At 60.0% G+C, this 19,553-nt stretch carries 15 protein-coding genes; 8 read left to right on the top strand and 7 right to left on the bottom strand.

All coding sequences use genetic code 11. The annotated features are described in order from the left end of the window. Nucleotides 1-157 precede the first annotated feature (157 nt). A complete protein-coding gene (locus RA302_RS15420) occupies nucleotides 158-2,038 on the bottom strand; it encodes a hypothetical protein (protein WP_338477264.1) in 1,881 nt (626 codons plus the stop codon). Nucleotides 2,039-2,920: 882 nt separating this feature from the next. Here RA302_RS15420 and RA302_RS15415 point away from each other — a divergent pair. After that, on the top strand, nucleotides 2,921-3,637 hold the full coding sequence (locus tag RA302_RS15415) for a TIGR02391 family protein (protein WP_338477262.1): 717 nt from the start codon (nucleotides 2,921-2,923) through the stop codon (nucleotides 3,635-3,637). A 365-nt stretch (nucleotides 3,638-4,002) separates the two neighbouring features. Here RA302_RS15415 and RA302_RS15410 read toward each other — a convergent pair whose 3' ends face one another. From RA302_RS15410 to RA302_RS15400, 3 genes are all read right to left on the bottom strand, one after another. Further along, nucleotides 4,003-4,347: a transposase gene (locus RA302_RS15410; protein WP_256938627.1), complete on the bottom strand. Its 345-nt coding sequence runs from the start codon at nucleotides 4,345-4,347 to the stop codon at nucleotides 4,003-4,005. A gap of 278 nt (nucleotides 4,348-4,625) precedes the next feature. Then, nucleotides 4,626-4,832: a transposase gene (locus RA302_RS15405; RefSeq protein ID WP_256938628.1), complete on the bottom strand. Its 207-nt coding sequence runs from the start codon at nucleotides 4,830-4,832 to the stop codon at nucleotides 4,626-4,628. Between the two features lie 112 nt (nucleotides 4,833-4,944). Further along, nucleotides 4,945-6,753 (bottom strand): AAA family ATPase, encoded by a 1,809-nt coding sequence (locus RA302_RS15400; protein ID WP_218680911.1) that lies wholly within the window; start codon nucleotides 6,751-6,753, stop codon nucleotides 4,945-4,947. Nucleotides 6,754-7,325: 572 nt separating this feature from the next. Here RA302_RS15400 and RA302_RS15395 point away from each other — a divergent pair. Together RA302_RS15395 and RA302_RS15390 are read left to right on the top strand one after the other, a co-directional pair. Further along, nucleotides 7,326-7,457, top strand: coding sequence for a hypothetical protein (locus tag RA302_RS15395; RefSeq protein ID WP_256261708.1), 132 nt, complete (start codon nucleotides 7,326-7,328; stop codon nucleotides 7,455-7,457). A gap of 1,089 nt (nucleotides 7,458-8,546) precedes the next feature. Beyond that, nucleotides 8,547-8,807: a hypothetical protein gene (locus RA302_RS15390; protein WP_070161074.1), complete on the top strand. Its 261-nt coding sequence runs from the start codon at nucleotides 8,547-8,549 to the stop codon at nucleotides 8,805-8,807. 762 nt (nucleotides 8,808-9,569) lie between these two features. On the opposite strand, the gene RA302_RS15385 is transcribed toward RA302_RS15390, so the two are convergent. Beyond that, nucleotides 9,570-10,391 carry a class II glutamine amidotransferase gene (locus RA302_RS15385; protein WP_031331541.1) on the bottom strand — a complete coding sequence of 274 codons (822 nt, stop codon included), beginning with the start codon at nucleotides 10,389-10,391 and terminating at the stop codon, nucleotides 9,570-9,572. 21 nt (nucleotides 10,392-10,412) lie between these two features. Further along, nucleotides 10,413-10,856 carry a hypothetical protein gene (locus RA302_RS15380; protein ID WP_030537512.1) on the bottom strand — a complete coding sequence of 148 codons (444 nt, stop codon included), beginning with the start codon at nucleotides 10,854-10,856 and terminating at the stop codon, nucleotides 10,413-10,415. Between the two features lie 344 nt (nucleotides 10,857-11,200). Between RA302_RS15380 and RA302_RS15375 the strand changes: the two genes are divergently transcribed. From RA302_RS15375 to RA302_RS15355, 5 genes are all read left to right on the top strand, one after another. Next, on the top strand, nucleotides 11,201-11,932 hold the full coding sequence (locus RA302_RS15375; RefSeq protein ID WP_070161072.1) for a hypothetical protein: 732 nt from the start codon (nucleotides 11,201-11,203) through the stop codon (nucleotides 11,930-11,932). After that, nucleotides 11,929-12,543: a class F sortase gene (locus RA302_RS15370; RefSeq protein WP_231783390.1), complete on the top strand. Its 615-nt coding sequence runs from the start codon at nucleotides 11,929-11,931 to the stop codon at nucleotides 12,541-12,543. Before RA302_RS15375 ends, RA302_RS15370 begins: the two co-directional genes overlap by 4 nt. A gap of 93 nt (nucleotides 12,544-12,636) precedes the next feature. After that, nucleotides 12,637-13,437, top strand: a complete 801-nt coding sequence (gene thiD, locus RA302_RS15365; protein WP_003946192.1) for a bifunctional hydroxymethylpyrimidine kinase/phosphomethylpyrimidine kinase — start codon at nucleotides 12,637-12,639, stop codon at nucleotides 13,435-13,437. Nucleotides 13,438-13,485: 48 nt separating this feature from the next. Beyond that, a complete protein-coding gene (gene pepN / locus RA302_RS15360; protein WP_070161070.1) occupies nucleotides 13,486-15,969 on the top strand; it encodes an aminopeptidase N in 2,484 nt (827 codons plus the stop codon). A 65-nt stretch (nucleotides 15,970-16,034) separates the two neighbouring features. After that, complete coding sequence (locus RA302_RS15355) at nucleotides 16,035-17,324, top strand: alpha/beta hydrolase-fold protein (RefSeq protein WP_193595269.1); 1,290 nt, start codon at nucleotides 16,035-16,037, stop codon at nucleotides 17,322-17,324. Here RA302_RS15355 and RA302_RS15350 read toward each other — a convergent pair. Beyond that, entirely contained in the window at nucleotides 17,286-19,553 is a 2,268-nt protein-coding gene (locus RA302_RS15350; RefSeq protein WP_070161068.1) for a DUF2254 family protein, read from the bottom strand. The genes RA302_RS15355 and RA302_RS15350 overlap by 39 nt on opposite strands.

Below are 19,553 nucleotides of genomic sequence, written 5' to 3'. Positions count from 1 at the left end.
ATTAAGGGCACCAATCTTTCTTGTTGACACGGGTTTACCGCAAACTTTCTTGTTGACACGGGTTTACCGCAAACTACCGTGAAGGCCCGAGGTTAGTGAGGATAGACAAAACCGAGAACCGACTGATTCGGTTACTCGGTTGACCGCGATCGATTGGTCAGGAGCTCTTCTTAAGTAGGCCGGTTACTCCTGCTAACAGGATGGCAGTGAAGATCCAGGCCAGAATTCTCAGCACAGCCAAACCGGCCTTCAAAAGGACCGGTGCAGTGGAGCTGACCGACCAGTCCGGGCGAGTAATCCCTGTTGCGGCTGGGATGACGCCGGTGAGTGCGTAGCTGAACGTATCCATACACGGATATAGCGGATACAAGGAGCAATCGGCAGCCCCAGTGATCACTTCTGGCGGCGCTGACTCGGTGCGCGCACCCTGGGTAACCGCGGCTTCCGCCGCGGCACGGGGTGTGGAGGGCACGAAATGCACTCGATTCGCGTCAACTAGGACCATTCCGCCGATCAACGCAGCAGCAAGCCACACCACAGCGAAGAGTGGGTAGTATCCGTGGCCGGCGATGGCGAGATAAACTCCGCGGACCAATTTGGAAGGCAAGGGTGCAGTCTTGGTAACCTTGTTTGCCGCTTTCAAACGGAGTCTACGCGCGTCGGCAGGGTGTCCGTTGCGTTCGTAGACTTCAGCGATTGCAATCCACGGCTGAGGGCCCGCACCTGGCGTGGGGTCGGTATTGAGCCAGCGTGCAGCGGCTTCGCGATCGGTTCGGATCCGACCCTCGATGTTGCCGATTTCCCATCCGGTGGCCACCAGTTGGTACTTCGGTTCACCCGTTTGTGGGGTGATGAGCAGCGCGATTCTCGCACTGGAAAGGTTGACCTCTGCCAGCGAGTCCGCCGGAAGAGACAGCTGATTGATCGCAGAAGACTGAAGATTGAGGGCTGGCTTAGAACTATCATCTGAGGCGGAGGCGGAAATCAAGATTCGGAGGACGTCATTGAACTGCGCTCCGCGGGCTTGGACATCACCGTTTATAGCAATGGGTGCGGCGAATATTCCTCCGGTGATGGTTGTTCCGTCGAGGACAAGTGCATTTCCGTTGGGGTTGTTCAGGGTGGCGTCGGTCAGGACAAGTTGACCCCTTATCTCCGCACCCCGGGCGCAGACTTTGCCGTTGGCCGTTGTGGTGTCCGCGAACATTCCTCCGGTGATGGTAGCTCCGTCGAGGGCGAGCGCGTATCCGTTGGGGTTGTTCAGGGTTGCGCCTTCCAGGACGAGCTGCCCATCTATTTGTGCGCAAATGCCGCGGATTTCGCCGTGAGCTGTGATGTTGTCGGCGTTGATGCCGCCGGCGATGTCACTGCGGTCGAAGTTGAGTGCGATTTTGTCGGGGTTGTTCAGGGTCGCGCCTTCCAAGATGAGTTGGCCGCCTATCCGTGCGCCGAGGGCGCGGATTTCGCCGTGAGCTGTGATGTTGTCGGCGTTAATGCCGCCGGCGACGTCACTGCGGTCGAAGTTGAGTGCGATTTTGTCGGGGTTGTTCAGGGTTGCGTCTTCCAAGACGAGTTGGCCGCCTATCCGTGCGCCGACCCCGCGGATTTCGCCGTGAGCAGTGACGTGCCTTGCGAACAAGGCTCCGGTGATGTGTGAACCCTCAAGATTGAGGCCTGCAATGTTCGACGATGAGACAGTCAGTTCCCGTAGTTTCGAGTTGTTGAGGTAGATAGTTTCGTCGACGGCGCAGTTGATGAGGTGTAAAGGGAAGTCGATATCGATGTTGGCAAAGTCGACAAGTCCGATAATGTGCGCACCTTTGATCCGCAAGCCGTTCGGATCTAATTTATTTTGTTTGCAGGATAACACGGTGCGGATAGCACTCGCCGGGATGCTGCGGTTGGAGGCCCATTGATCGACCGATTCTGGTCCAGAGTGCTCCATTGATTCCCCGACCTGAAGGTCGACCACCTCCCCCTGTTGGGATGCCTCGATTAGACGTTTCACCCATACATCACTGCTTACTTCGTCGGTCATTTGCTCATTATCGGTGATTATTGGATTGGTGACTCGGTCGGGTATGTGCATTCGGCCGGACGCAGGTGCTGCCGATTTCGATCCGACTGTCATTGAACATGAAATTTGTTATGGTGACAGTTGCATTGCATGCCAGGCGTTCGGGTCGTTGGGCGGTACTCAACGGTGTTCCCTGGGTCCTCCCACCTGCTCGCATGCGGAGTTCACTGCGCAGTCGCGGCCGACGGCGGATCGGATGATTTCTTCCAGTGCACGCCCGCTCAATGTCGCAAGTGGCCGGGAGAAGGCGCGCTCTGTTGGAAGCCGTTCCCGGGTGAATCTGGAAAAGCCCTAAAACAGACATATTGGACCGCAGCCGCGCTGCAAGCCTTTGTTGACCGGGAAGGTCACGTGCGCGAAACTGTCTGTCATATCAAATACGCTCTCAAGCTTGGATCCTGGCCGGGAACAACTTGCGAACAGAGTTAATTTCAGCAACGAGCAACGGACACATTGGAAGCCCTACCCGGCTAAGTATGGAGTCCATCCGCCGATGCTTGGCTACAAACTTCGCGGCTGCACGCGCCTACGCCGGTCGCGAAGGTTACGCCCGCATCTCTGGAGGTCAAGTCGAAAACGGCATCCAACTCGGCACACGGGTTGCCGTGCAGCAGGGAAGAAGAGCTATCAAAGCGACGAGCGACGCGGGCCATCGGAATCAATGCCCGGGTGGAGCTGGAATCCTCAGGGTGACTCATGGGCGCAGAAATACGGAGCGTTACAGAACTACGTGAAGCGGGAGGCTACACGAAAGCCCAAGCGCCACGTCGCACCGCCCGCTTACGCAGATCGGGCGGGTACCTCTTGTTCGTTCCCGACGCATGACTCCAACTTTCCAAAAGGATGAAGTCTCCGGAAAACCCCGATGCAATTCACAGTGTTGTCTTCGCGGTGATCGACCACCTGACAGACTCCGTGTCTGTGGACCTAATCGGTGTAGACGTGGAATGGGTAAAGGCCGAGCTGAAACAACTGGTCGAGCAGCTAGCGCCGGTCGACGAGCGACGTCAGTTAGGCACAACATCTCGTCTAACAGGACAAAAGACGCCGGCGTGTGGGCGCGATATTGCCCTCGCTGCCGTTGAGCGAATCCGGCCGCTGTTCGATCGCCTATACCCACAATGGCAAACCGAAAATCGTCCGGATGAACTCTACGAGTTCGGCGTCGTGCGGGATGCGGCAGTCAGGTTGTTTGCCCGGATCGACAGCCATGAGAAGGTACTTCAACGGGTGGGTGGGGCGGACCCCTCACCGAGGTTATCCGCCGCGCAGTTGCATCCGCTGATCTGGCAAGCTGCGAAGGCCCAATGGTCAACGGATCATTTTCATGAGGTAGTTCTGGCCGCAGCGAAGGCTGTCAATTCCCAACTACAAGCGAAGATAAATCGACGCGATGTGGCGGAGCAGAGTTTGATTAACGAGGCCTTTAGCGAGAGCGTCCTCGCACGTGATGAGGTGCGAGGCGAGGTTGTTGATGCCTGGAACGGTGCTGCCCGGCCAGGGATGTTACTTGCGAAGGCGGGCTGGAAACGGTTGTGGGATTATGCGGTTTATACCTAAGCATACCTTGATAGCGGTGAGAAACGGATTGAAGCGGCTGCACCCCCAACCACTTCGATTCGGCTGTACCGTGCTTCTCCGGAAGAATTCAGGTTCAGCTTCAGTTGGACTTCGGAAGAGGAGCAGGCGAGGAAATGGCTTGGCATCCCGGAGGTCTGGGCTGCGGAATTCACTCCCGAGCGACTTCTTGCGCGCATTGAGGTGAAGACCAACGGGGAGCAAGAATACATCGCAATTCCGGATGGACTCCACTTGGAACGCATCAGATGATGGATCCGACTCTCAGATGCCTGGCGGCCAAACCTTACTGAGTACATGTTTGAGAACCCGTCATGTTCGGGCGAGTCGGCGGGTCATGAGGACGATCATGGCGATGGGACCATCGCTTCGTGGTGGTCGGGTCTGGTTTCGTAGTCGCGGACGCAGCGGCGGTGCTTGCTGATCCACGCGAGGGTGAGCTCGACCACCCACACGCGGGGGCGGAGGTGGAATCCGGTACTGCCTGGTTTGCGATTGATGATCTGAATTCGCAGGGCGAGAACATGTTCCGCCCAGACAAGTAACCGACCTGGGTAGCCGCCTTCGGCCCAGACCAGCCGTATGGTGGAGAACGCGACACGCAGTGCGGCGAGTAGCCGGTGCGCGGCGGCGCGGTCCTGGATGGACGCGGCGGTGACCACGACGGCGAGCAGCAGGCCGTTGACATCCAAGGCAATGTGTCGTTTGCGGCCGTTTGCGGCCGTTTGTTCTTTTCGTGCCGTGCCACCCGCGACAGGATCGGGGCACCGTGTCGGCTGCGGGCACGGTCTGCGAGTCGATGACCGCAGCGGTCGGGCACCGGTCCCGCCCTTCGTGCATGCGTGTCCGGTCTCGCAGCGTGTCATGCATGCGTTGCCACGTGCACCCTGCGAGCGAAGACCGCGTATACGGTCATCGGCGGTGGGTACTCCGCCGGTAGCTGCCGCCACGCGATACGACCCCGAACCAGCTAAAGGATGGCATCCAGGATCATTCGGCGGCAATGCTTCTCGGGCCTGCCGCCGAGACCTGCCGAGTTGCTCGGCGGCGGCAGCAACGGTTCCAGGATCACCCACTGGGCGTCGGTCAGCGACGACGACGGATACACCGCGCAGCAATGTCCGCGCGACGGATGGGGCGGGTACGACGGGCACAGCGAGATCGGCGATGAGGGCATTCGTGGGCTCCTGGGCACGGGCAGCGATATTGGTAATCACTGACCAAATCAGGAGCCACCCATCGTTCTACACCGCAGCACGGCCCACGATCACGAGTTCTCAATCACGTTCTCAGAGTGGATCAATGTGCAGCGAGGCAGTCCGAGGTTCCAATGAAACACCGCCTGCTTGGATAACACGCATAATCTGAGCCTGGGCTTCAGAGGACTGATGGGCTCCAGCTTCAAGCGCCGCAGGCAACCAATCGGGGCCCTTTGTTGAATCTTTGTGAAACCGCTCTAATTCTCCGAGTCGGACTGTCACAATGCCGATTTCATCCAGGCTTTCGAGTAGGCGTTCTCCGGCGGTTGAGTTGGCGGTGAACGCTCTGTCTCCAAAAGTCTTTAGGTCGCGCCAGGGGCTTTCAGTATGAAGCGCTTTTGCTATCCTCTCCTTTGTTGATTTATTATATTCCTCATCTGGGTTTTCGTCCAGAATTGCATCTATCATTGACTTGATGTCTTGCTTTTTCGGCTTAGGTCGTGGCTGTCTGAATTGTGCAGTTGCTGCTTTGTAGTCTCCGGAAATCTTGGACCAGTCACCGCCGACCGAGTTTACTAGACGACTCATTAAGGGCTCTTCGTTAAGTACGTCCAAATCGGGTATTGCTACAACGCGAACTCCAATGTTTCTTAGAGTGGATGATATTCGGGGCATTGCCCCCTTTCCGTATGTCGAGGTGAATAGTACTTCGTGCGGTTTGATCGATAGGTTGTGTGTGGTGTGTAGGTGATCGAGTGCGGCGGCATAGAAATTGCAATCTCGATCGTTTTCCGCCAGTACGACTATTTGATGAAAAAGACCGTCCAGTAGATTGGTGTACCGAAGGATAGGATCTCGCCATACTTCCGAGATTTCAGATGCGGACAATTGCTTCACCACCGTTTCATCTTCTTGGCGAGTAAGGCGGAGAACCGTGGTGTCTACATCCTTCGCCTCAAGTAGTCCAATAACAATGTTTCGATCGTGCGTGGCAATTACCACTTGAATGCCACGTCGGGTGGATAGGTCGGCCAGGGCGCGACCCAAGATTCGTGCTTGAGGTGGGTGTAGGAATGCCTCCGGTTCATCGATCAAAATAACTGGATGTGTTGAAGTTACTAGAGGTATCAAGACTCCCAACACACTTTGCATGCCATCGCCTTGTTCATGCAGGGGCTTTAGCTCAGATAATTCCTGAAGGTATTCTTCTGTTACAGAGTCAATTGGCGGGGGTGTCGAGTTCGTTTGACCCACGCGAAGCTGTATATTTCCGCTGATTCGATCTAGCGTAAGGGGTCTGCCGAAGATATCAATCGATAATTTGCTCAATTCATCGAGCAAAAGTTTCCTGTCCTCTAGTGCGTGGACGGGATGAGTGGGTGGATCGGTGAAGTTTCCTCGCCTACCGACGGGCTGAACCCATTGAAATCGATCTCGAGCATTCGCGTGACTGACCAAAAACGATGCCAGTGCTCCAAGCCTGTCGATCCCAAACGCTCCAGACCAGTACGTATTTGCATCGGCCGCTGTTATTGCCCCCACTCCGGCTCGATGGAAACTGCCACTCTGACCTTGAGCCCCTAGCGCAAAGATACTGTGCTCGCCTAGCCACGCGATCAGATCTGCCGCGGGGGCCGATCGTTCCATCGTGAGATCGGTCAGAACTGGAGGGATCGCCACCCTGGGCTGGCCAGGGCCATGCGACAAGTGCTCGTATATTTGTCGAAGTAGGGTGGACTTTCCGACGTTGTTACCCCCAACAACCGCAACGACGCCGGCGCGGGGCAGTTGCACGGCATCACCTGAACCCACGGTGATGCTCTCAATAGCAAAGGAGAAGTTATTGTGTTTTCCTGCTTTAAGGGTCTCATCGAGACCTTGCTCCCATAGTGGATACATCACTCCATGCTACTTTCTCTGGCTTTTCGTCCCGAGGAAACGGGTTACTTTGACGGAATCAGATACTGTTCAGGTTAATTCGTATACGGCCTTGCCATTTCGCTGATTTTCCTTCGACGCGAAATTACTTGTTGAAACAGGCCGCCAATCCTGAGTTCTACTAGAACGCTGCCGCCATCTTCGAGGTAAGCATCCTGAAATCTTGTGGGATTGCACTGATACCGGTCATGGGGAGGCGAACAGGTGCCGATGGCCCTTCTCGAATGGTCTCTGAAGGTGGGTTGTGTCATCGTTCGCCCGAATACCATTGCCGCAGGATACCGAACCGTCTGGTCTTTGATGTGCGTCACGGAGGACTACTTTGGCGGTTGGTGCGGCTTGGGGTGCGTGGGTGATGGCATGTGGGGGAGAGGCGCGGCGTTGGCGGTGGGTGCTGATAGGTGCGGCGTTTTATTCTCGGCGGTGACAACCGCCGTCTGAACCCAAGTGGTCGATGCCGGTTGATCGGGGGTAGTGGCATGTTTTCCCTGCGTGCGATGACGGTCGTGCTTGTTCGCCGATAGATTCGGACCATGACACTTGCCGATGCGTGGCAGGCCTATACGGACGTCCTTCGCGACTGTGCCCCGGTCACGGCCGCGGCTGTGCGTGCGCCTCGGGTTCTGGCGGATCGGGAGGCTGCTGAAGGCGCGGTCGCTTCGTGACAGGAGGAGCTGCGTGAGTTCTTCGCTCTGCACGACGGCTAGGCTTTCCGTTCGGAAGACGATCAGTTCGTCGGTGAAGTCTTACCTGGGGTGGAGCTGCTTTCCCTCGCCCGAGTGGTCCCTTTGCACCAGCTTTGTCGTGAAATGTTGCATCCGATCTACTATCTCGGGCCGTATTGGCCTGCCACGGTTCGGGCGCAGAATGCAGGGGAAACTGCTGAAATGTTTCTTCTGCCTACATTCCGTTCGCTGAGGACGGTGCGGGTGATTTTCTCTATGTCGACACCCATGAGGGCGAACAGCATGGGTTCATCCGCTCATTTGCTGCAGCGGTCGCGACGAGAGTGGTCCCCTGTTCGGCTCACTGGCCGAGTACGTTGATTCGGTTCGTCGAAGTGTCGAGTCCTGTTCTGAGCATTCGTATCTGGTGCCGTCGGTCACCGATGGGGTTGGCGTGGGATGTCGATTTTTCCGATCGACCTCCGATGGCGCCGCAGCCGGATCCGACGCCGCTGCACCTTCCGTTCGCGCTCAGTGACTTTCCGCCTTCACTGATCACTGCTGATGACGACCTCGTCGACCTCGATGTCGTCCGCGCGGCTGTCCCCGACACCGCATGGCCGCTTCATCCTGGTGCGCAGGTGCAGGGAGGGGAAGTAGTTTTCCGGCGGGTCCCATGCCAACGTGGGGTGACGATGAATTCGGTCGTCGAGATAGACGGTGAGCCCAAGTTCTTCCTGACGATGTCACCGGAGTCGGCAACGAGGTCCTCGTGCACGAGTTGCCGCCGGGCGGCTTCACATTCATTGTTGACCACTGACTCACGCGGCCTGCTATTTACTCGCGGGTGCCGCGGGAGGTAGATCTCCGGTAATCCGAAGCCCTATGCGGCCGCTGCCGGCACAACAGTTGTGGAAGATTGAACAAATGCTCGGAATTGCTGCTGCGTCGCGGGACCTCTTTAGTCTCCGGATAGCGTTGATGGCCTGTGGATTGTCGTGCGTGCTTGCGGGCTGTGGGCCGGAGCCGCAGGTTATCGAGCCGGGGTACGAGTCTTTACCGAGGTGCGAGGTTCAGTCGGAGATTCCGGTGGAAGAGCTCGATCAGGCCGTGCTGCACGATTGCGATGCGGAAGGTGTGAAGATTCGGATGCCTGACGGTTGGGGTGTCGTCGAGGTCGGCGCGGTGGGTACGACCGCCTCTTTTAGTGGTTCGGACAAGGACGGTGAGGTCACAACTGTCAACTGGGGTATCGAAGGGGTCGGGGTGACCTTTCGTGACGGCGACGATCGACGAATCTGTGGAAGCACGGAAGCCGCCCGCCGAAAACAATCCGCAGGTACTCGGTAGTCGTGTGACTCACGGATTTGGGTGGCGGCTTTCTACGAGGAGTGCAGTTATGGAACGATGAAGCCTGTCGATCAGGTCGAGGCATCGCCCGCCGCGAGGGGTGGTGCACGTGATCGACGAATCTGGCAGGTCTATTTTCTCGTCACCGTGGTCTTCGGGCTTTTCTTGCACTATGTGTTTGGTGTGTCACGTGGTTGACGGGTGGCCTCGCTGCGTTGGGGTGGGCCGCGTTCGAAATTGTTCGTTGGTTTAGCGTGCGCGGGCGGGGCGCGCACTGAGCGAGCCAGGAGGCGGACGAACGAAGATCAGAACCTGGACCCCTCCACCCCACCCCGACTAACTGATGCGACACTCGGCTGCCTTCCACTCTAACCGTCCCCTGGTGCATTTTCGACGTTATTTGTCCGAAATATGAACTGACACAGCGAAAGTGTCTCGTTCTGGAAGGTCGCTTACTTTACCCATGCCGTTCGTAGGTGGGAAGGCGGGAGGCTGAAGTCGTGGCTTTGGAAGTCTTCACAAATTAGGGATGCGGTGGCGCCTTGGGGTGTGCGGATGTGGACGGACACAATCGTCGCGTGGGTGAGTCGTTCATCTACAACGATTTGCTCACCGGTGGCACTCCGGATACGGAGAAGGCTCGCTTGGCGTTCCGGCTCATCCTCTCGCGTGACTAGTGTGCCGAGTTTCCGTTGTCTCAGTTTTCGTGAAAGCGCTTCGAATGCAAGCTATTTCATAGCTATGCCTGGTTGTATGACCCAATCAGGCTGGTGGGATCGGCACAAAGCTCCGCATCTCGTCCCGTCCGGGCCGGATGACGCCTGCGGCGGATTCGGGAACCTCGTTCCAGGCGCCGGGAAGGTCACGTAGAGGCTCGGAGACGACGATTCGGGTCTCCTCACTCAGATGGTGCAGGGCATCCACCTCAGGATGGAGCTTGCGCAACGTGGAAATCTCGGTGGAGAAGAACAACGACCTCGACTGGTGCTCGCTGGAATAGCGAAAGATCCAGGTGGAGATGCCATCCGACGTGGCGACGGTCATCTGAACCGGATTGTCGATTCCCTGCGAGCGGGCCGTGTGCTCGACGAATCCGACGGCCCTCGCGACACCTTCGAACGGATCGTCGGTCAGGCCGAACGTCAGCGCGAGGAAGAACAAGGTTTCCGAGTCCGTCGATCCTTCGAGATCCGGAAAGAGCGACGGATCAATGGCAGTCACCAATTCCCGTTTCATGTCGTGGAATCCGTGTAGTGAACCGTTGTGCATCCACAACCATTGCCGGTGCCGGAACGGGTGACAGTTGCTGCGCTGCACTGCAGTTCCCGTCGAGGCGCGGATGTGAGCGAACAGCAGAGGGGTGCGCAATTGGGAGGTGACTTCGCGCAGGTTCGAGTCGTTCCACGCGGGTTCGATGCTCTTGAAAACTGCCGGTTGGGGGCCTTCCCCGTACCAGCCGATTCCGAAGCCGTCGCCATTTGTCGTCGTGGCCCCGAGTTGAGAATGCAGGCTCTGGTCGATCAGCGAGTGCTGTGGCCTGAACAGCAAGTCATGGGCCAGTATCGGCTCTCCGGAATACGCCATCCACCTACACATACTTTCAACTCAAGCAGATCGAGTCGGCGTTGACGGTGCATGCGCAGCGGCGTGCGTCGTCTGGGTGGGCTTCCATGTCGACACAGCCCAGATCACGACGATGTTCAGCGCGATGATGAGAGTCGACCACCAGGGGTAGTACGGCAGCCACAAGAAGTTCGCGATGATCGAGATCGCGCAGATCACCACTGCCGACACCCGCGCCCAGGCCGCTCCGGTGAACAGTGCGAGCCCGACGAGAGCGACGAGCGCGCCCAGCACGAGATGGATCCAACCCCACGTCGTCAGGTCGAACTGATAGACGTAGTCGATCCCGACTACGAACACTTCGTTTTCGGCGACGGCAGCGAGTCCTTGGAAGAACTGCACGATGCCGACCGTCACCAAGATGACGGCTGCCCCGATCGATGTTCCTACCGCGAAACCCTGCTTGACTGATGTTGTATCCGACATGACGGTTTCCCTTGATTCGGTGGGGGGGCGACCGGACACGTGCCCGGCACGCTCGTTGTAGTGATCGTTGTTCCACCGGCTGACCGCTATGAAACGGAAATACCTGTCCAATGCGGTGAGAAATCAGTGCGATCTGCTCCGATGTGCGGGCGAAATGTAACTTCTGACCCCTGTTGATCCGATGTACCCCTTGCCGGAACGCGTGTGCGGAGAAATTGCTCGTAACCGAAGTTCACAGAAAACAAGAGGAATTCGGCACGGAATTCGACCTATTTGTCCAGCTGTACTGGTATTTTGACTGAATTGACCGGAAGCTACGGTCCGCGGAAAAAGGTAGCGAGAGAATGACGATCTTCGGCAGGCGTACCGCGGGCATCACCGCGACGGCCTTCGTCTTGGCGACCGTTGTGTCGACAGCACTCCCCGCAGTGGGATCGGCTGCCCCCGTTTCGCTCACCCGCGCGTGCAACTCGGAAATCAACGAAAATTCGATGTCACTCGATCCGGCCGTGATCGACGGTTGGTACGACATCTCGACTGGATCGCCTGGAACGAAAATCAACTCGATCGAGGCGTGGCGGACAGTGCCGGGAGACATCCTCGAGTTTCGCGCATCGGTGACGATCAGAGCCCACGGAAGTCCCGTCCGAGGGACCCTTCGGATCGACGGCGCCGGCTTGACCGGAGATCAGGATTTGATCTCCAGAATGACGTTGACCCAAGATCTCGGCCGGTCAGGGTCAACGGTCACCGACGCTGACGACGGTTCGGTCATCCCCGTACGTGCCAAGCTCGCATTCGACGTCACAACTCCTGGACAAGTGGCACAGAACCAGACGGTCAACCTCTCGGCAGTCAAGATTGTCTTGGCAGGAGACACCACCGATCCGGGAGGTGAATGCCCCGGCCCCGGCCCGGGCCCCGGCGGCGGCGGGAATGGAAGCGGTGGCGGGAACGGCGGTGGTGACGGTTCCGGTGGGAACGGTGGGGATTCCGGTGACGCACTTCCCGGTCGTAACGTAGGAAACCGAGTACCAATTGCCCAGATTCCGTCCGGCCCGACTTCTCGTCCGTGACAGCGGCACCTGGATCCACGGCCAGCCGAACGTGGGCCGCTGCAGTAGTGGCGACAATGCTCTTGATCGGCGGATGTTCCGACGACGGTGACTCGCCGACCCGCGTCCTCGCGACCGGCCAACAAGATTTGCCGCCAGAGATTCGCGCGGTGGTCGACGGTCCGGATGTCCCGACCACGCTGCGCACAGGCAACAGCACCGCTGACATCCTGCCGATCAAGACGACGACGGACGGCTCGCTCATTCCGCCCGAGGATGTCAGTGAGATCGGATGGTGGGCAGATTCGGCATTTCCCGGCTCCGGCGCGGGCACCGTGGTGATCACCGGACACATCAACGACATCTATCAGGGTGACGGTTTCGGAAAGAAGTTCTCGACACTGGAAATCGGCTCGGTCGTGACCGTGGCGGGCGCCGGGGGACAGACCTGGAACTACCGTATCGATGCGGTCGATCACTACAGCAAGGACGGCGAGCTGCCGGTCGAGCGATTGAACAGCCTCGACGGACCCGAAACCCTCGCGCTGATCACCTGCGGCGGCGAGTTCGTCGGTCCGCCGTTCGGATACGAGGACAACGACGTCGCGTGGGGAACTCCGGTGCCCGCATAGCCGAAAACCAGACGTCGGAACGGTTGATAAACTGGGTCCCGCGTTCGTGGCCATCCACGCACGTTTCGAAAGTCCGAAGAAGGAGATTGTGCTGTGGTTGACCTCGCCTATGTCATCGCTGGGTCCGAAGCGACTGGCGGTGCCGGCCTGCAGGTCGACCTGAAGACGTTCCAGGCATTGGACGTCTACGGCGTAGCGACCACCACATGTATCGTCTCGTTCGATCCCAAGAACAACTGGGGTCATCGCTTCGTACCGATCGCTCCTGACGTGATCGCTGATCAGATCGAGGCTGCCACTGCGGCTCACGATCTGGACGTCGTCAAGATCGGCATGTTGGGCACGCCCGCCACCATCGAGGTTGTGGCAGAGGGCCTGCGTCGGCAGTCCTGGCGCCACGTCGTCCTCGACCCGGTCCTGATCTGCAAGGGCCAGGAGCCCGGCGCGGCTCTCGATACTGATACAGCACTTCGTGATTCGATCCTCCCGCTCGCCACCGTCGTCACACCCAACCTGTTCGAGGCACGCACCCTCGCCGGAATGGACAGCATCGAAAGCGTCGACGACCTCATCGAGGCCGCACGTCGTATCCATGATCTCGGACCCAAGTACGTGCTCGCAAAGGGCGGTGTCGAACTCGCCGGTGGCGACGCCGTCGACGTGTTGTTCGACGGGACCGACGTGACGGTTCTCTCCGCCCCCAAGGTCGGCGAAGAGCGCGTCTCGGGTGCCGGTTGCACGCTGGCCGCCGCAGTGACCGCGGAGCTGGCAAAGGGCGCCGACGTGGGAGAAGCCGTCGCTCTGGCCAAGAAGTTCGTCACGGCGGGCATCGAAGGCCGCGTCTCGGCACACACGCCGTTCGACACCGTCTGGCAGGGCGCGTTCAAGGGATAGGCGCACGGCGGCTCACATCGCCGCGCGCGGCCTGGCAGGATCGAGTGCGTGAGTACTGCGAACCTGAATCGAAGCGAAGTCGCCGAACGATCTCGAGCCATCTCCGTCGCCGGTTACCGGGTGGAGTTGGATCTGCGATCGGCGGTCGACTCCGCCGTGAAGACCTTTTCGACGGTCACGACAATTGATCTGACGTCCTCGGTGGAGTCCACGTGGCTCGATTTCATCGGTGCTGCAGTCGATTCCGTGGACGTCGACGGTGCGTCGATTCCGGTGGAGTACGACGGATCCCGGATCGTGCTGCGCGGACTCGGCGGATCGAACGTCGTGCGAGTGGCAGCTCACGGCCACTACAGCCGTTCCGGCGAAGGGCTGCACCGATTTGTCGACGACGCTGACGATCAGACGTATCTGTACACGCAATACGAGCCTGCCGATGCCAGGCGTGTTTTCGCCTGCTTCGAGCAGCCGGACCTCAAGGCGCCCTTCACATTCGAGGTGACAGCACCTGACGGCTGGGAAGTCCTGTCGAATCAGCCCGCGACCCAGACTCTCTCCGTGGACGGTGCACAACGCGTCACTTTCGCCCCGACGCTGCCGATCTCGACCTACATCACCGCGATCGCGGCCGGGCCGTATCACCGCGTGGCGTCGTCGTGGAGTCGCGGCGAACTCACTGTCGAGTTGGGTGCGCTGTGCCGGGCGTCGTTGGCTCCGTACCTCGATGCGGAGAACGTTTTCGACATCACCCGTCAGGGGCTGGACTTCTACGCCGAGTACTTCGACTATCCGTATCCGTTCGGCAAGTACGACCAGATCTTTGTCCCCGAGTACAACCTCGGCGCCATGGAGAACCCGGGACTGGTGACCTTCACCGAGGCATACGTGTTCCGCGGCTCCGCAACCGACGAGCAGCATCAGCGCCGCGCCAACACGATCCTGCACGAAATGGCGCACATGTGGTTCGGCGATCTCGTGACCATGGTCTGGTGGGACGACCTGTGGCTCAAGGAATCTTTTGCCGATTTCATGGGATCGCTGGTCAGCGCCGAAGCCACTCGCTTCACCGATGCCTGGGTGGCATTCGCCATCAAGCGAAAAGCGTGGGCGTACCTCCAAGATCAGCTGCCGACGACTCATCCCATCGTCGCCGACATCGTCGATCTCGAAGCTGCGAAGCTTAACTTCGACGGAATCACCTACGCCAAGGGCGCCAGTGTCCTCAAACAACTTGTGGCGTTCGTCGGGCGTGACGCGTTCTTCGAAGCGGCACGCCGGTACTTCAAGGCTCACGCGTACGGAAACACCACGCTGGTCGATCTGCTCGACGTGCTCACGGAGACTTCCGGGCGCGACGTGCGCGAATGGGCCCGAATCTGGTTGCAGACCACCGGGGTGTCCACGCTGTCGCTCGACGGAACCGATGTGGTCCAGACGGACCCGCGGCCGCATCGGCTCGCAGTCGGAATCTACGACTACAACGAGTCCGGAGATCTTGTTCGCACCGAACGCGTCGAACTCGGCATCACCGAATCACGCACGTCGGTCGACCTTCCGCCCGGAGCACTCACACTGCTCAACGACGAAGACCTCACCTACGCCAAGGTGCGATTGGACGCGGAATCTCTGTCCACTGTCGAGGCATCCCTGGACCGCGTGAGCGATCCGCTTGCGCGCGGGGTGATCTGGTCGTCGCTGTGGAACTCGGTGCGTGATGCGCAGCTCTCGGTGTTCCGGTACCTCGACATGGTGGAACGATTCGCTCCCGCGGAGACAGATCTTGCGATTCTCAGCTCGATCCTGACCGATGCCCAATACGCGGTTCTTCACTACGTTCCGAAAAGCTTGCGGCCCAATGTAAGTGCAGGCTGGTTGGAAACGACCTGGAAGGCGGTGTTCGAAGCCGAACCGGAGTCCGGAAGACAGCTGGCATGGGCACGGGCTCTGTCGGCCGCTGCAGCGGTCAACGATGCTCGCGCCGACGAGGTGCGGTCGATACTCGACGGCACCTGCCCGGGGCCGGTCGGACTGGCTCTCGATCCTGATCTGCGGTGGGCATTGTGGATCGCCCTGTCGGCGACCGGCCATGCGAGTGTGAGCGACTTCGATGGTGAGCTGAGCAAGGACAGCACGTCAGCGGGTCGAACGGCGTACGTCCGCGCCGCGGCGTCGATTCCCGATGCCGAGACCAAGGCGGCTGCCTGGGCGTCGGCGACCACCGATGCCTCACTCTCGAACGACCGCCTGGATGCGACGATCGCCGGATTCCGTTCGGGCACGGACCCGTCGTTGATCGAGGGATATGCGGCAGAGTACTTCTCGTCCCTGGGGAAGTGGTGGTCCGAACGCAGCATCGAGATCGCCCGACGGTTGGTGAACGGACTCTTCCCGGCAGCTGAAGACACCTCTGCTGTCGATTCCTGGATCCAGGCCAATGCTGAGGCGCCCGCGTCGCTGCGGAGGCTTGTTCTCGAGCGTCGGGATCACCTGGCCCGAGACCTACGTGCCCAGGCGTCGAACGCGGTGATCTGACGCCATCAGCTCCGAAATGTCCTGTTCTTGGATATTGTCTAAACAGGGCTGCGACAGGAGACGACGTGCACACGATCACGGATCTGTCGCTGGTCACGGGCCCGGTTCCGCCCGTGGTGACGGTGCTCGGAATTCTGGCACTTCTCTGGCTGATCTTCTCGAGATCGAGGCGTCACGTGCTGATCTCGATTCCGGTCTGCATCGTCGCGGCAATCGCGATCACTCTCGTGCTGTACTGGCTGATCGAGAAGGTGTGGCACCCGTTCCCCGATCCGATTGCCCGTCCGGTCTACGTGTGGATCGGGTTGGGCATTCTCGGCGTGCTGCTGGGTGTTTCGCGGGTATTTGCGGCGACGCGGATCGACGGTCGCGTGCTCACCGTGGTCTCGGTGCTCCTGGTGGTCGTGTCGAGCGCGGCTCACGTGAATCTGCAGTTCCAGTCGTATCCGACGTTGGGAACAGTGCTGGGACTCTCGGACGCGGAGAAGGTTTCACTCGCCGACCTGGACGACGGCAAGGACGGGGCGGTACCGGTTTCGCAATGGAAGGCTCCCGCCGACATGCCGTCGGCGGGCAAGGTCAGCACGGTCACGATTGCGGGGACGGTCTCCGGATTCAGCGCCCGCGACGCCGAGATCTACCTACCGCCCGCGTATTTCACCAACCCACGACCGGAGTTGCCGGTGTTGGTCCTGCTGGCCGGCCAACCAGGCGCGCCCGAGGACTGGCTACAGGGCGGACGTCTCGTCCAGACCATGGACGCCTACGCCGCTGCGCATTCGGGCTTGGCTCCCGTTGTCGTCGTTGCTGACGGGACCGGGTCGGAACTGGCGAATCCGCTCTGCGTCGATTCCCAACTCGGGAACGTCGCGACGTACCTTTCGCGCGATGTTCCCGACTGGGTGCGCGGGAACCTCCAGGTGGATCCCGACCCGAGGAAGTGGGCGATCGGGGGACTTTCCTACGGCGGTACCTGCGCGTTCCAGATGGCGACGAACTTCCCCGCGGTCTATCCGACGTTCCTGGATCTGTCCGGTCAGATCGAACCCACACTCGGCGATCGCAAGCAGACGGTCGATGCAGCGTTCGGCGGCAATGAAGCCGCGTTCGTGGCAGTGAATCCGCAGGATCTGCTCCGGGAGAAGAAGTTCCCCGACAGCGCCGGGGTGTTCGTGGTCGGCAAACAGGACAACGACTACCGCCCAGGTCTTCAAACGCTCTACGAAGCCGCAAAGGCCGCAGGGATGGACGTCCAGTACGCCGAGGTCGACGGAGGGCACAGCTTCCAGGTGTGGTCGGCTGGATTGGCGAGTCAATTAGGTTGGCTGGGAACGCGACTCGGCCTGCCCGGATGAACGATCGTCCGGAAGTTCCGAAGACCCGATGATCAGCGGGTGAATTCTTCCGGTCGCCCCGGCTTCGGAGCCCAATCCCTGCGGATCCGCCACACTCGCGAGCCGAAGGTCGAGTGCGCCGGTCCATTCTCGGGTCAATTGCGCATCGAGTGCGTCGACGCGCTCGAGTAGCGGAGGGTGCTGGTCCGGCGGGCAGGCTTCGAGCAAGGTCGCGAATACCGCGCGCAGACGACGCTGGACCTGCGCGGAATTGGTACTGAAGTGCCGGATCTCGTCGGTGGCGACGGACACGTAATCGGTCCAGGTGCGTTGCTGCCCTCTGATCAGCGTGAGATCCGAGGTTGACGTGTCGAAGCGGACCCGCGGGGCGAGAAGTACCAGAAGATCTTCGATGTGGTCGAGAGCCTGCACGGCTCGGCCCGGGTCGTTGATGGCGGGTGACAGTGCCTTGAGCGCGATGTCCACGATCGACTGAAGCGCTGCACCGGGGCTGACGACCGGGCTGTGCGTGTCACCGAAGATCAAGCACGACATCAAAGTGTCCGGGCGTACCTTCAGCGAGGGTCCGCGTACCTCGAAGAGGGGCGCGTTCTGGGCGACGAACTCGCCGATGCTGGGGACGACTTCGACCGAGACGTCCCAGCGGCCGGCCAACCGCTGCAGTCGTGCGAGGTCGATCGCCAGCAGAATCCGGCCGTCGGGTGAGAGGTGGCGCAGGCGAATCACCAGTGCGTCGGCGCTCTCGGAGTTCTCGGACTCGCGCGGTTGGGGTAGGGGGAGCGGCTGACTGGGTTTCGGTGCGCCAGAGGGCAGGTCCTCGTACAGCGGATAGGCACGAATCGTCGCGCTCCGGCCCTGGGCCGCTATCCAACGCAGCAACCGACTGGAATTGAGAATCGACCCGACCTTCGCCACCAACGCGATGAACAGGATCGCACTGGCCAATGCCAGAAGCAGTGCGATCGCCGTGGAGATGGTCGGTGAGGAATTCTCCGAATCGAGCGCCAGATCGAGCGCAATGATCAAGGAGAAGACGAACGTGGCCAGAAACATGCCGATCGACCACCGCATCACCCGCTGCTGCGCGAGCATCGGGACCACCCGCACCGAAATCTGCGAGGCGCCGAACTGCATTGCGAGGGTGATGGCGGTGAACACCAGACCGGTGAGAGTGATCATCCCGCCGGCGATGACGCTGAGCAGCGTCGCGGTGGCCCCGGCGTCGACGCCCTCGGAAATGGTACCGACGTCGCCGTCGCTGACCAGGTCTCCGTCGATCCCGACGAGGATGTTCGCGGTGACGACGGACAGGACGACGAGGATCACGGGGAGACGCCAGACGGGGACTGTTCGTAGTCGTCGGCGAGTTCGACGCCAGCGAATTCTGTCCGAGAGCCGCCGCGACAATCCGACCTTCGACGTGGGGGTTGCGGTGTCGACGACGGGGCGCGGTGGTGGGGGCGGGGGAGTGGAACCGAAACTTCCCGACACCGTTTCCTGAACGTAGATCTTCGCGTGGATCATCGGCTCGCGATAACGCTGTTCACGGGCCACTGCCCGGCTCATCTTCGCCGGCTTGTCGCGGTAACGCGAGCGCGCCCACGGCGCACCCGGGCGACTCAACCGAATTGCTCCGATCAACAGAAGTGGGGTGAAGAACAGCCCGATCAAGCCGGTCCAGAGTTTGCCCTTCATCAACGTGATCACGGCTAGTCCGAGTTGGATCACGATCGCGACGACAACGCCGATCAACGTCGCCAGGCTCCGGTCCTGCTCGTACGGGTCGAACTCTCCCGCGAACCCGATCGGGTGGACCCCGAGAAGGAAAAGGAACGAGATCGCGATGGCAACGAACACCGCGTCGATGGACGAGCGACCTTCCTCGGCCCAGTAGACATCGCGCAGATGCAACACGAGCGCGTACTCGTCGAGGACCAACGCGCTGCCGATACCGAACACCGACGCGAGAACACAATTGGCGATCGGGGTGTGATAGTCGGCCAGAGCGATGAAGGCGAAGCCGGACACGAGCATCATCATCAAACCGAAAACCATGTGGTGGATGTGCATTCCACCGGGCGTGACATTGCCTGGCCACCACGAGACCTCGGCCCGGATCATCCGGACGCTGAAGCGGATGAACAGGAACGTCAGGACAAAGGCGAGTAGGAGGAAGAACAGCGGGAGCCTGCCGGTGTCGACGACCGTGTGCTCGAACCAGGACCGCAC

The organism is Rhodococcus sp. DN22 (assembly GCF_036669995.1).
GTDB lineage: Bacteria > Actinomycetota > Actinomycetes > Mycobacteriales > Mycobacteriaceae > Rhodococcus_F > Rhodococcus_F erythropolis.
The sequence above is the reverse complement of the archived record's forward strand: the minus strand, read 5'-3'. Positions and strand labels throughout refer to the sequence as shown.

What these genes read in the sequence shown, in the direction of transcription:
- RA302_RS15380 (WP_030537512.1), bottom strand. Translation starts at nt 10,856, where the DNA reads ATGTCGGATACAACATCAGTCAAGCAGGGTTTCGCGGTAGGAACATCG.
- RA302_RS15395 (WP_256261708.1), top strand. Translation starts at nt 7,326, where the DNA reads ATGACACTTGCCGATGCGTGGCAGGCCTATACGGACGTCCTTCGCGAC.
- RA302_RS15385 (WP_031331541.1), bottom strand. Translation starts at nt 10,391, where the DNA reads ATGGCGTATTCCGGAGAGCCGATACTGGCCCATGACTTGCTGTTCAGG.
- RA302_RS15415 (WP_338477262.1), top strand. Translation starts at nt 2,921, where the DNA reads ATGAAGTCTCCGGAAAACCCCGATGCAATTCACAGTGTTGTCTTCGCG.
- RA302_RS15420 (WP_338477264.1), bottom strand. Translation starts at nt 2,038, where the DNA reads ATGACCGACGAAGTAAGCAGTGATGTATGGGTGAAACGTCTAATCGAG.
- RA302_RS15405 (WP_256938628.1), bottom strand. Translation starts at nt 4,832, where the DNA reads ATGCCCTCATCGCCGATCTCGCTGTGCCCGTCGTACCCGCCCCATCCG.
- RA302_RS15400 (WP_218680911.1), bottom strand. Translation starts at nt 6,753, where the DNA reads ATGTATCCACTATGGGAGCAAGGTCTCGATGAGACCCTTAAAGCAGGA.
- RA302_RS15375 (WP_070161072.1), top strand. Translation starts at nt 11,201, where the DNA reads ATGACGATCTTCGGCAGGCGTACCGCGGGCATCACCGCGACGGCCTTC.